Origin of the sequence: Burkholderia sp. S-53, assembly GCF_025560745.1 — a bacterium.
Taxonomy (GTDB): Bacteria; Pseudomonadota; Gammaproteobacteria; order Burkholderiales; family Burkholderiaceae; genus Burkholderia; species Burkholderia pyrrocinia.
Genome location: NZ_CP090482.1, coordinates 1,016,454 through 1,028,298, shown reverse-complemented (window position 1 = coordinate 1,028,298; position 11,845 = coordinate 1,016,454). Strand labels below are relative to the sequence as shown.

The 11,845-nt window shown below is 67.8% G+C and carries 9 protein-coding genes; 5 read left to right on the top strand and 4 right to left on the bottom strand.

Going from position 1 to position 11,845, the window contains the following annotated elements; translation table 11 throughout:
• Positions 1-45: 45 nt before the first annotated feature.
• Positions 46-975 carry a hypothetical protein gene (locus LXM88_RS04275; protein ID WP_262530745.1) on the top strand — a complete coding sequence of 310 codons (930 nt, stop codon included), beginning with the start codon at positions 46-48 and terminating at the stop codon, positions 973-975.
• A 25-nt stretch (positions 976-1,000) separates the two neighbouring features.
• On the opposite strand, the gene LXM88_RS04270 is transcribed toward LXM88_RS04275, so the two are convergent.
• Positions 1,001-2,152, bottom strand: a complete 1,152-nt coding sequence (locus LXM88_RS04270; protein ID WP_262530744.1) for a branched-chain amino acid ABC transporter substrate-binding protein — start codon at positions 2,150-2,152, stop codon at positions 1,001-1,003.
• Positions 2,153-2,190: 38 nt separating this feature from the next.
• A complete protein-coding gene (locus LXM88_RS04265; protein WP_262530743.1) occupies positions 2,191-3,420 on the bottom strand; it encodes an NAD(P)/FAD-dependent oxidoreductase in 1,230 nt (409 codons plus the stop codon).
• Positions 3,421-3,651: 231 nt separating this feature from the next.
• On the opposite strand from LXM88_RS04265, the gene LXM88_RS04260 reads away from it, so the two are divergent.
• Positions 3,652-5,064, top strand: a complete 1,413-nt coding sequence (locus LXM88_RS04260) for an aminotransferase-like domain-containing protein (RefSeq protein ID WP_262530741.1) — start codon at positions 3,652-3,654, stop codon at positions 5,062-5,064.
• Positions 5,065-5,074: 10 nt separating this feature from the next.
• Here the strand turns inward: LXM88_RS04260 and LXM88_RS04255 are convergent, their stop codons facing one another.
• Together LXM88_RS04255 and LXM88_RS04250 are read right to left on the bottom strand one after the other, a co-directional pair.
• A complete protein-coding gene (locus LXM88_RS04255; RefSeq protein WP_262530740.1) occupies positions 5,075-7,249 on the bottom strand; it encodes a DUF4132 domain-containing protein in 2,175 nt (724 codons plus the stop codon).
• Positions 7,242-7,556 carry a helix-turn-helix domain-containing protein gene (locus LXM88_RS04250; RefSeq protein ID WP_262530738.1) on the bottom strand — a complete coding sequence of 105 codons (315 nt, stop codon included), beginning with the start codon at positions 7,554-7,556 and terminating at the stop codon, positions 7,242-7,244. Before LXM88_RS04250 ends, LXM88_RS04255 begins: the two co-directional genes overlap by 8 nt.
• 447 nt (positions 7,557-8,003) lie before the next feature.
• Between LXM88_RS04250 and LXM88_RS04245 the strand changes: the two genes are divergently transcribed.
• The 3 genes from LXM88_RS04245 to LXM88_RS04235 all read left to right on the top strand — a co-directional run bounded on the left by LXM88_RS04245 (position 8,004) and on the right by LXM88_RS04235 (position 11,514).
• Positions 8,004-9,428, top strand: coding sequence for an aminotransferase-like domain-containing protein (locus LXM88_RS04245; protein ID WP_262530736.1), 1,425 nt, complete (start codon positions 8,004-8,006; stop codon positions 9,426-9,428).
• 114 nt (positions 9,429-9,542) lie between these two features.
• Positions 9,543-10,361, top strand: coding sequence for a HEAT repeat domain-containing protein (locus LXM88_RS04240; protein WP_262530734.1), 819 nt, complete (start codon positions 9,543-9,545; stop codon positions 10,359-10,361).
• A gap of 145 nt (positions 10,362-10,506) precedes the next feature.
• The gene (locus LXM88_RS04235; protein WP_262530733.1) at positions 10,507-11,514 is read left to right on the top strand and encodes a HEAT repeat domain-containing protein; all 1,008 of its coding nucleotides are present in this window, start codon (positions 10,507-10,509) and stop codon (positions 11,512-11,514) included.
• Positions 11,515-11,845: the final 331 nt, after the last annotated feature.

Sequence of the window (11,845 nt, the reverse complement as noted above, 5' to 3'; positions counted from 1 at the left end):
GTGACACATGCGTGCGACCACCGCGCGCCCGGAGGGAGTACAAGAATGGAGACATCCGGACATCCGCGCGGCACGTGGCGTGCCCGTCGCGCCTGGCACGCGCTCGTCGCGGCCGTTTGTGTCGGCTGGAGCACGCTGTCGTTCGGCGCGGAAGGCGCGGGCGGCGCGGGCGGCGCGGCGGCGCTGCTCGATCGATACCACGGCCTCGGCGCGCAACTGAAGGACAACGCGTTTCACCGGCCGCTGTTCCTCGAATCGTCGGAGGCGTCGTCGTCGCTGAAGGGCGATATCTACGCGGTGGTCGACTATCCGTTCGCGGTCGTGAACGGGCAGCTCAACGATCCCGCGCAAGGCCCCGCGAACTGGTGCGCGGTGCTGATCCTGCACCTGAACACGAAGTACTGTCATGCGTCGAGCGGCGGTGACGGCCCGGTGCTCGACGTGAACGTCGGCCGCAAGATCCAGCAGAAGCTCCCGGATACCTATCGCCTGCAGTTCCGCTATCGCGTGGCGGCCGCGACGCCCGACTACTTCCAGGTCGACCTGACCGCCGACAGCGGCCCGATGGGCACGAAGGATTACCGGATCGCGCTGGAGGCCGTGCCGGTCGGTGCGTCGCGCACGTTCCTGCATCTCACGTATTCGTACGGCTTCGGCACGGTCGGCCGGATGGCGATGAAGACCTACCTCGCGACGGTCGGCAGCGACAAGGTCGGGTTCACGGCCGTCGGCGGCGCGTCGGCCGCGCAGCCGCAGTACATCGGCGGCGTGCGCGGGCTGCTGGAGCGCAACACGATGCGCTACTACCTCGCGATCGACACCTATCTCGCGACGCTCGACAAGCCGCTCGACCAGCGCCTCGCACGCTGGTTCGACGCGACCGAGCAGTATCCGCAGCAACTGCACGAAGTGGAAAGGAGCGCGTATCTGCAGATGAAAGCGCAGGAAGTGCAGCGGCAGCAGGCGGAGCGGTAGGCGGCGCTGTCCGCCGGCTTGCCGCTCAGTTCGACGCGCCGCCGACCGTGCGGATGCTGTGCCACTGCCCCTGTTCGACGCGGAACAGCGTGTAGGGCGGCTTGATCAGGTCGCCGCGCTCGTCGAACGAGATCTTCCCGGTCACGCCCGTGACCGACACGCCCGGCAGGCTCGCGACGATCTTGCCGCGATCGAGCGAATCGGCCTTGCGGATCGCCGCGATCATCGCGAGCGCCGCGTCGTACGCGAACGGCGCATACAGCTCGACGTCCTGGTTGAAGCGCGCCTTGTAGCGCTGCGCGAACGCGACGGCGGACGGCAGCTTGTCGAGCGCCGGACCCGGTTCGAGATCCTGCGTGCCTTCGCCCGAATTGCCGGCGATCTTCAGGAATGCATTGCTTTTCAGCGCGCCGGCGCCGAACAGTTGTGCGCGGATGCCGAGCGAGCGCATCTGCTTGACGAGCATCGCGCCCTGTTCGTCGAGCCCGCCGAAGAACAGCAGGTCGACGTTGTTGCTCTTCATCGTCGTCAGGATGCCGCGGAAATCGACAGCCTTGTCGTTCGTGTATTCGCGGTCGACGACGCTGCCGTGCGCGTCCTGCACGCCTTTCTCGAACGCGTCGGCGAGGCCCTGGCCGAACGCGGTGCGATCGTCGATGATGCCGATCCGCTTCGCCTTCAACTGCTCGACCGCGAAGCGGCCGGCCACCACGCCGCCGACGCCGTCGTGCCCCATCGTGCGGAACACGTTCTTGAAGCCCTGCATCGTCAGTTGCGGATTGGTCGAGCCGGGCGTGATCATCGCGACGTTCGCCTGCCGGTAGACGGCCGACGCGGGAATGCTGCAGCCCGAGTTGTAGTGGCCGATCACGCCGACCACGCCGTCGTCGACGAGTTTCTGCGCGACCTGGATCGCGATGCGCGGATCGGCCTGGTCGTCCTGCACGTCGAGCGCGAAGCGCACCGGCTTGCCGCCGATGGTCGGATGCTTCGCGTTTTCCTCGTCGAGCGCGAGTTGCGCACCGTATTGCAGGTCCTTGCCGACGCGCGCGACGGGCCCCGTCAGCGGGCCGGCGAAGCCGATCTTGATGGTTTCCGGGTCCGCGGCCTGCGCGGACGCGGCGACCGTCCCGATCGAGCAGACGGCCAGCCAGACCAGCCAGTTACGACGATTCATGATGCCTCTCCTTGCGTTGGTTGAAGTCGCGGCGCGCGTCAGAATCGCGCGGCCCGGTATGGTGTGAGGTCCAGCGGCGGTGCGCGCTGGGCGACGAGGTCGGCGACGATCCGCCCGGTGATGCCGGCGAGCGTCACGCCGAGATGCTGATGGCCGAACGCGTGGATCACGCGCGCGCTGTCGCGCGCGTGGCCGATCACTGGCACGCCGTCCGGCAGCGTCGGCCGGAAGCCGAGCCAGCTGCGCGTCGGCGCGCCGAGCGACGGCACGGCTTCGCGTGCGGAACGCGTGAGCAGCGCGACGAGCGACGGGTTCATCGGCGCGTCGAAGCCGCCGAGTTCGACGGTGCCGGCCGCGCGCAATCCTTCGTCGAGCGGCGTCATGTAGAAACCGCGTTCGGCCCAGCCGACCGGCCGCGTGACGATCTGCTCATGCGCGGCGAACTGCACGTGATAGCCGCGCTCGGTATCGAGCGGCACGGCGTCGCCGCACGCGGCCGCGAGTTCACGCGAGCGGGCGCCAGCGGCAATGACAACGTGATCGAACGTGCGCACCGAGCCGCCCGCGTGCACGTTCACGCCGTCGCCGGCGGGCGCGATCCGCTCGACGCGCTCGCGTTCGAGTGTCGCGCCGCCGGTTGCCAGATGCGCGAACAGTTCGCCGAGAAACCCGTGCGGATCGGAGAAATGCCAGCTGCCGACGAACAGCACGCCGCGCGCGAAGATCGGCGCGAGCGCGGGCTCGAGCCGGCGGATCGCGCTCGCGTCGAGCAGCTCGAACGGCACGCCGAGCCGGCGCCGCAGCGCGAGTGACGGCTGCGCGGCGTCGAACGACGCCTGCCGCGCGTACAGGTACAGGCATTCGCGCGGCCGCACGAACGCCGCGAGCCGCGGCGGGGCGAGCAGCGGCGCATAACCGTCGGCGGCGCGCGACAGCAGCGCGGCCAGCGCGCTTGCGCTGCGCGCGTGGCGCGCGGGTGTCGATGCGAGCAGGAACCGCGCGAGCCATGGCGCACCGCGCAGCAGGTACGGCCAGCGGATGCGCAGCGGGCTGTCGGCGGCGAACAGGAAGTGCGGGATGTTGCGGAACACGGACGGGCCGTTCACCGGCACGCAGCCGTACGGCGCGAACGTCGCGGCATTGCCGAACGACGCGCCGTGGCCGACGCCGGCCGGATCGAACAGCGTCACGCGATGCCCGTCGCGCTGCAGCCATGCCGCGGCGCCGAGCCCGATGAAGCCTGCACCCACGATGGCGACGTTCGCCATGACGCATCCCCTCCGGCACACATGGTTCACACAAAGTTGAGATAAAGAATCACACAGTAATTTTTTGTGTGCAATCAAAAAGCGATTGTGTGGCGCTAGTGTTTACCCGATTTTAACGGGTTGATTCAGCAGACTTTTCTGCTGACGTTTGACGGGGAGGGGATGTCATATACAATCGCTGGGCAGGCCAAAATGGCAGACAAACGCTTTTTGTGTGGTCACAGGCGACAAATGGCATCAGACAAACTTTCCGGCGAGCGCGACGGCGGTGCGCCGGTGCAGGCGAAGCGGCCGACTTATGTCGAGGTATCGAGCTCGATCGAGGAGGAAATCCGCAACGGCACGTATCCGCCGGGCAGCCGCCTGCCGCCGCAGCGCCAGCTCGCGACCGAGCTCGGCATCAACGTGTCGACCGTGTCCCGCGCGTACAAGGAACTGCAACTGCGCGGCCTCGTGATCGGCAGCAAGCGCCGCGGTTCGCTCGTCACCGGCGGCGCGATGCCGAGCATCGAGCCGGCCCGTGCGTCGCTCGCGGCGGGCAACGGCGTGATCGACCTGACCGTGAACCGCCCGGCGACCGGCGAATTTCTCGCGTGCCTCGCGCAGACGTTCGGCACGCTGCCGAACGACCCGCGTTTCGCCGCGCTGCAGGAATACCAGCCGCCGCAGGGGCCCGACTGGGCGCGCGCGGCCGGCGCGCAATGGCTTGCCGCGCCCGGCTTCGCGCCGTCGCGCGACCAGGTGGTCGTCACGAGCGGCGCTCAGCACGGGCTGTATGCGGTGCTGAACAGCCTGATCGGCACCGACGGCGTGATCGTCGCCGATCGCCTCACGTATTACGGGCTCAAGGCGCTCGCGCCGGTGTTCCAGTTCGAGATCGTCAGCGCGCCGGCCGACGACGACGGCCTGCTGCCCGACGAGATCGAACGGATCTGCCAGCGCATGCCGGTCAAGGCGATCTTCGTCGTGCCGAACCTGCAGAACCCGACCGTGACGACGATGAGCCTCGCGCGCCGGATGGCGCTCGTCGACATCGCGCGGCGCCATCACGTGACGATCATCGAGGACGACGTGTATGGGCCGCTCGTGCGCGACCGGCTGCCGGCAATCGCGGGGCTGTGCCCCGAGCTGACGTTCCATATCGGCGCGACGTCGAAGATCCTCGCGCCGGGGCTGCGCCTCGGCTACCTGAGCTGCCCGCGCGACAGCGTCGCGCTGTGCGCGGAAGCGGTGCGCACGACCGCATGGATGCCCGCGCCGATCTCGATGCTGATCGCGACGGTATGGATCGAGGACGGCACCGCCGAGCGGATCATGGCCGCGCAACTCGCGGAGGTCCGCGCGCGTGTCGATCTTGCGCGGGAACTGCTGCCGACCGGGCAGTTGAAGTCCGACCCGGCGTGCATGTTCGTGTGGCTGCGGCTGCCGCCGCCGTGGCGCGCCGACGATTTCGCCGCGAATGCGAAGGCGCGCGGCGTGATCGTGATGCCGTCGTCGACGTTCGCGGTCGACCGCGCGGAAATCGAGCACGGCGTGCGCATCAACCTCGCGTGCCCGGCCACGCGCGACGAGCTCGTCAACGGGCTGCGGATCCTGTCCGGCACGCTGAAGGACCGGCCGCGCGCGCTGTTCGGTTCGATCTGACGGCGGGCACTCAGTCGAGCAAGCCCGCGACGACGTCGACGATCCGCTGCAGCAGCGCTTCGTCGTAAGGCAGCCACGGCACCGCGCGCAGCGGCGACGGCGGCGGCTCGGTCGCGGGTTCGACGGGCTCGCCGTCGCGCGTCACGCGCCCGGTCGCGCAATGCACCGACCACGCGCCGACGCGCACATGGCGTTCGTCGATCGTCATCCTGCCTTGCGCAATCGCGTCGGCGAACACGAGCGCCAGCACGTGCTGGCGATGGCGCGCCATCACGCCCAGCGGCAAATCCGACAGCCGGTCCAGGCGCTGCCGGCGATCCGCGTCGATGTCGCGCCGGCGAACCGGGTCGACTGTAAGCGCAGCGGCCGCCGCGCGTGTCGCGTCGTCGTCGAGCGCGAATGCGGACACGCTGACGAGCAGGTCGACCGCGCGCGCCACTTCCGAGAACACGACGCGATCGATCTCGCCGATCGGCAGCGGCACCCAGCGCCGTTCATGCCGGCGTTCGACGTGCAGCCGGCGCGACGTGCCGTGGCTGTCCGAACCGGGATAGAGCCGCGCATCGACGAGGAAGGTTGCACGCACGTCGCCGAATTCGCGGACCAGCGCGTCGTCGTATGCGCGGATCGACCAGCCTTCGCGGCGCGCGACGCCGAGCAGCGGCCGGCTCGACAGCACGTGACCTTCGAACATCGCGGAATCGCTGGCCGCGGCGTCGCCGTCGGCCGGCACGTAGTACTCGCGGAATGCCTGCCTGACCGGCTGCCGCAGCGCGCGGCCGACGATCGCGCGCTGCCACGCGAGCCGCTCTTCCGCATCGGCCAGCAGCGGGTGCCATAACCGGATGTCGCTGCCGTCGCCGATGTCGCACGCATGCCCGGCCGCGTCGCGCAGCACGACCTTGCCCTTCGCGATGTCAGGCATGAACGACTGCGTCGATCCATCGCTGCCGCGCGCATGCCAGATCATGCGCGCCGAGAATGCGGCGCCGGCCGGTGCATCGACGAGCCGCTCGCGCCATTCGGCATGGCCGAGCGTCATCGGCTGCCAGAAACCCGCTTCCATGCACGCGGCCAGCATCGCGAGCTGCTTCTTGTCGGGTTTCGCGTCGAGCGTCATGCGCAGCGCGGTATGCGGCCGCTCGCCGAGCGCGCGTTCGGCCGGCTTCAGGTTGCGCGCGAGCTTCTTCTGCACGCCGGCATGACGCACGGTGGCCAGCGCGTCGCGCAGCGCGCGCACGCTCTCGGGTGTCGGGATCGTCTCGACCGCGTGGCCGAGCGCGATCGCGAGCGACTGCGACGGCGCCGTCTTCGCGGCGGTCGGCGCGAGGCACACGCCCGTCAGCAGCGGCCCGATCAGCGGGCGCAGCCACGCTTCGTCGCGATACGCGGCCACGCGCGCCGCGCGGGCGACGACCTGCGCGTCGTCGGTGGTGAACGCGCGATCGGCCTCGTACGGAACTGTGCCGGCATGAATCGCCGAGACTTGCCGCGCGGCCTCGGTCAGCGCGTCGCGCGCGAATTCGACGTACGCGGCGTCTTCTGCGAGCGTGACGGCCGGATCGCTGAAGTCGAGCCACAGCCGCTTCGGCGCGAAATAACCGTCGTGCGTCGCGGCCAGCGCGAGCAGCGCGGCCGGCCCGAGCTCGGGCAGCACGTCGAGTTCGCGCACGCGGAACGGCGAATCGGCCAGCGCTTGCGCATACGCGTCGCGTCGCGCCGAGAAGTCGCGGCGGCCGGCGAACCAGTCGAGCGCATACGCGCCATACGCGGACGCGGAACGCAGGCCGTCTTCCCCCGGTTCGCTCGCGATGCGCGCAAGCTCGACCTGCAGTGCGGGCGACGGCAGCGCGTCGAGGCAGGGCAGTTCCTCCAGCGCGCGCTGCCACGCGCCGGGCGGGATATCGCGGAACAGTTCTAGCGCGGCATCGGCGTCGACGAGCGGCACGAGGCCGAGCGCATCGATCTGCCCGCGCAGCCAGCGCGCGAATTCGGCGCGCGGGTCGTCGTACTCGAAGTCGCGCTGCATGATCGCGCGCTCGGCGCGGCGCAGCGCCGGCCACACCGTGCCGAGTGCGTGCGCGTCGAGCGTCGACAGGTCGATCGGCGTGCCGGTGAAGCGCGGATGGTCGGCGGTGCCGGTCAGCCGCGCGACGAGCAGGGCGGAGAGGGCGCGGTCAGTCATGCGCGCGCTCCATGCCGGCGGCGCGCGATGCGCGGACATCGGCGCGGCGGCTCGCGCATGCCGATGCGCGTTCGAGCAACGCGCTGCCCGCATCGGGGAGGTCGACGACGATCCGCACGCCGAGCCCCTGCAGAACCTGGAACACCTTGCCCCGCTGGACGGTGTCTGCGCCGCATTCGGCCTTGACCACGAACGACTCGCTGACGCCGACGCGGCCGGCCGCGTCGTTCTGGCGCCATTTCTGTATTTGCCGGGCCGCGCGGATCGCGCCGCCGAGGTCGGATGCCTGTTCGATCGTGTGCTGCATGGTCTGACTCCACCCATGAAAACCGTGCGATCGCACAGTATTGCACCCCATTTGCGCTGGTCGGACGAAAGGCCGTGCAGCCGTCGCTTCGGGCCGGCGCCGGCGCCGCCGCGCAAGGCTTCCGGCCGCCCGGGTATTTCATTAGACGTACAGTTCTCTCGCCATACGCGATTCGCGCCGAACTGTACTCTTGTTCGCGCGATCGATGTGTGTACTCGCCGCCGACTGTTCTGCTTTTAAGATTCCACCATCAAGTGCACAGTGCCGCGGATCTAGTCGTACCGGACCCCTGCCGGCGCATCTTCAAGAGAGAGCCAGTGCGATGGAAACGGCAAAACCGGACGGAAAGATCAGGCATCACGACGGCCCGGTCGGCGGGTGGAACACGCGCGTGTCGGACGCGCACGGCATGGCGGCGCGGCGGCGCATGCCGGCGGGAGACGCGCGATGAAACTCTATGAAAAACTCGCGGACGATATCGAGCGCCTGATCCGCCAGGGCGTGTACCGGCACGGCGACCGGATTCCGTCGGTGCGGCAGGCGAGCCAGCAGCATCGGATCAGCATCACGACCGTGCTGCATGCGTACCTGCTGCTCGAAAGCCGCGGGCTGCTGGAAAGCCGGCCGCAGTCGGGTTACTTCGTGAACCTGCGCCGTGACGACAGTCATGCGCCGGTGCGCGAGTTGCGGCCGTCGAAACCGATCGCGATTTCGTCGTCGGTGGACGTGAGCCGGCTCGTGCTGTCGACGCTGCGCTCGATCGGCACGGACGACGCGGTGCCGCTCGGCTCGCCGTATCCGGATCCGAGCCTGTTTCCGTTCGAGAAGCTGAACCGCTACGCGTATGCAGCCGGCCGCGACAAGTCGCTGTCGGGCGTGACGGACGGGCTGCCGCCCGGCCATCCGCGGCTGATCCGGCAGATCGCGCGCCGCTACCTGGAAAACGGGATGTCGGTGGACCCGAACGAGATCATCGTGACGGTCGGCGCGACGGAGGCGATCAATCTGTGCCTGCAGGCGGTCGCGAAGCCGGGCGACACGATCGCGGTGGAATCGCCGACGTTCTACGCGATGCTGCACGCGATCGAGCGGATGGGGATGAAGGCGATCGAGGTCGCGACGCATCCGGAATACGGGATCGATATCGCCGCGCTGGCGGCGATCGCGAAGTCGCAGCCGATCGCGGCGTGCATGGTGATGCCGAACTTCCAGAACCCGCTGGGCTTTCAGATGCCCGACGAGCGCAAGCGCGAGCTGGTCGAGTTCGCAACGAGGGCCGATATGCCGATCATCGAGAACGGTGTGTATAACGAACTGTATTTCGGCGATACGCATCCGAGTTCGCTGAAGTCCTACGACCGCAGCGGAATCGTGCTGCATTGCTCGTCGTTCTCGAAGAGCCTGACGGCTGCGTACCGGATCGGCTGGGCATTGCCGGGACGCTATCGCGATCAGGTCGAGAAGCTGAAATTCCTGAACACGCTCGCGACACCGTCGTTGCCGCAGCTTGCGATCGCGGAGTTTCTCGAACGCGATGGGTACGAGCATCACCTGCGGCGCTTGCGCAAGGCGTATGCGCAGCAGGCGAACCTGATGCGTGCGATGGTGTCGCGGTTCTTTCCGGAGGGCACGCGCATTTCGAGCCCGGCCGGCGGGTATGTGCTGTGGGTTGAGCTGCCGGCGCAGGTCGACGCGATGCGGTTGTATCAGCTCGCGCTGGAGCAGGGGATCACGATCGGGCCCGGCTACATGTTTTCGATCACGGACAGCTACCGGAACTTCATCCGCTTGAACTACAGCAGCTCGTGGTCGCCCGAAATCGAGCAGGCGGTGATCGCGGTCGGGAAGCTGGCCGCGGCGTGCATGCGGTGAAGGGGCGTGTGTGGTGTCTTGCGCTTCTACGACGAAGCCGGCATGGTGCCGGCTTTTTCTTGGGTCTTCGTGGATTCTCGTGGATGTCGCTTGTGGACGCACCGCAGCCCGTCGATGAGCTTCTCCGAATGTCTCGGCCTCACTGCGGAGGAGGCAGTGATCGGCCCCACGAACGGCTGCCTGGGCGTGCAATTCGCCCCTCGCCCGAAAACGCTTGACCTTGTCACAGTGACAAGGCGTCCACTGTCGGGCGAGGAGGCGTTCATGACCCGTCACTATCCCCCGACTTCCCGTCACGCACTGACCACGGCACTCGAGCATCCAGACGCTTCGCTCCGTCTTGCGGCTGCGCTTGGTGCCGGCACGGCTCCCGATCCAGGCCAGATTACGCTACTGGTGAAGCGTTGCGGTGTCGAACCGGATTTCTTCGTTCGCGACATGCTCACCTGGGCGCTCACCCGGCATGCGCAGGATCTGACATTGCCATTGCTGCTTGACGAGCTGCGCTCGCCGTTGGCGCAAGCGCGTAGCCAGGCGCTACATACGCTCTCAAAGATCGGCGACCCCGCAACCTGGTCAGCGATCACAAGCGGGCATCTACATGACCCCGATCCGGAGGTGGCACGAACTGCGTGGCGCACCGCAGCGGGGCTGGTGCCCACCTGGCAACGAGCCGCCTTGGCACGCGAACTGGTTCGCGAGCTAGGCCGCGGCGACAAGGACCTCAAGCGGAGTCTGAGCCGGGCATTACTCATGCTTGGAGACGACGCCATGGCCCCGCTCGATGCGGCGGCGGCCCGACACACGGACCCGGCGGTTCGCGTTCATGCCTGCGCGAGCCTCAGGCTCATCGCCGACCCGGAGAGTGCGTTTGTGCTCGATCCAGCCGATGCGTGGCGCGCAGGTGCACCGTTGCCCGACGCCGACGAATAGGCGGATTTACGGCGACCGATGTGATGAGCCACGTGTTGGCCGAGGTGATGGAAGCCGTTGGCGGTTTGTTAGAATTTTGGAGGCTCGATTGGAGCCAAGGCCGAGACACGAGGCGGCGTGAACCAGATGACACCGGAGACAAGTGATGCGCATCAGCGAGTTGGCCAATCGTTCCGGCGTCAGCGCGCGCATGCTGCGGCACTACGACGCGGTCGGACTGGTCAGCCCATCGGGACGTACGGAAGCGGGATACCGCGAGTATTCGCAAGCCGATGCCTTGCGCCTGTTCCAAGTGGAAAGCCTGCGTTCGCTGGGCCTTGGGCTGGCCGAGGTGCGTCAGGCGCTCAGCCAACAAGCGCCTCACCCCGATGTGCTCATTGACGCGCTGATGGTTCGCAGCCGCGAGCGGCTGGCCGCAGAGCAAGCGTTGCTTTGCCGGCTGACTGCTGTGTCCGCCACCTCCCCCGAGGATTGGTCAGCGGTGCTCGAGGTCGTGCATCTGTTGAAAGGACTGGACTCGACGCATGCGCCTGAGAGACAGCGTGCTGCATTTGACGCCGCGTCCAGCGATGCCCCGCTTGCAGCACTCATCGCCCACGCACTGCTCCAGGAACAAGAGCCGAATGTCGCCGGTGCGCTGCACTGGGCGCTGGGAAGAACCGTAGGCAGCGGCGCCAGCGTACTTGGCGCGGCGCTTCAACAGCCCGATCCGGCAGTACGCGAACGGGCCGTGCTCGCGCTGGCGAAACTCGGAGGTTCCGATGCGGTGGAGTCCTTGCGTGGCTCGCTCCTCGACCCCGCGGAGCGCGTGCGGTATCGCGCTGCGCGGGTGCTTGGCGGATGGGGGATACGCGACGCCATTCCCCTGCTGATCGAGCAGGTTCTTGGCGGGACTCACGATGTCGAGGCGGCCGATGCGTTAGCCGATTTGGCGGAAGACCCTGCGATCGCAAAGCAAATTGTGGAGCGCTTTGAAGCAGCGATCTCAGACGGTCCAGCCGATGTCCAGACCCGTGTGCGTATTTGTCAGGCGCTCGCCGAACTCAATGGCACGGCGTCGGCCCTGCTTGCCCGGCTGGCCGCCGATCCAGACCCGTCCGTGGCGCGCAATGCTCGTTATGTGATGGGTATTCGCAACGACGCGCTAACGTAGTCGAGTTTGAGTTTGATAGTCGGCCTCCTCCTTGGAGGCGAATACCCGCGTTTCCTGTCTCTCCCGGATCTGTCGGTGGGGAAATAGTCTGCTCGCTTGCTCGGCAGCAGACGTGCGCTTGTCCGGGAGGGTCTCATATCAGGAGCGGCCGGAGATAGCCGAGAAGCCACCATTTCGACTTCAGACGCCAAATGTCAGCTAGTGGCCGAACGCCGACGCGTCGGCCCCGCGTTCCCCCCTCCGGTAATCCTCGATGAACCTTTCTTTCGCGGGAAGGGTACCGCGTCGCCCCGCATCAATCACGCCGCAGATCTCGACGCGCATCGGCGCC

Bases quoted from the DNA above. Each gene is read 5' to 3' on its own strand.
- LXM88_RS04275 (WP_262530745.1), top strand. From the start codon at position 46: ATGGAGACATCCGGACATCCGCGCGGCACGTGGCGTGCCCGTCGCGCC.
- LXM88_RS04270 (WP_262530744.1), bottom strand. From the start codon at position 2,152: ATGAATCGTCGTAACTGGCTGGTCTGGCTGGCCGTCTGCTCGATCGGG.
- LXM88_RS04265 (WP_262530743.1), bottom strand. From the start codon at position 3,420: ATGGCGAACGTCGCCATCGTGGGTGCAGGCTTCATCGGGCTCGGCGCC.
- LXM88_RS04260 (WP_262530741.1), top strand. From the start codon at position 3,652: ATGGCATCAGACAAACTTTCCGGCGAGCGCGACGGCGGTGCGCCGGTG.
- LXM88_RS04255 (WP_262530740.1), bottom strand. From the start codon at position 7,249: ATGACTGACCGCGCCCTCTCCGCCCTGCTCGTCGCGCGGCTGACCGGC.
- LXM88_RS04250 (WP_262530738.1), bottom strand. From the start codon at position 7,556: ATGCAGCACACGATCGAACAGGCATCCGACCTCGGCGGCGCGATCCGC.
- LXM88_RS04245 (WP_262530736.1), top strand. From the start codon at position 8,004: ATGAAACTCTATGAAAAACTCGCGGACGATATCGAGCGCCTGATCCGC.
- LXM88_RS04240 (WP_262530734.1), top strand. From the start codon at position 9,543: ATGAGCTTCTCCGAATGTCTCGGCCTCACTGCGGAGGAGGCAGTGATC.
- LXM88_RS04235 (WP_262530733.1), top strand. From the start codon at position 10,507: ATGCGCATCAGCGAGTTGGCCAATCGTTCCGGCGTCAGCGCGCGCATG.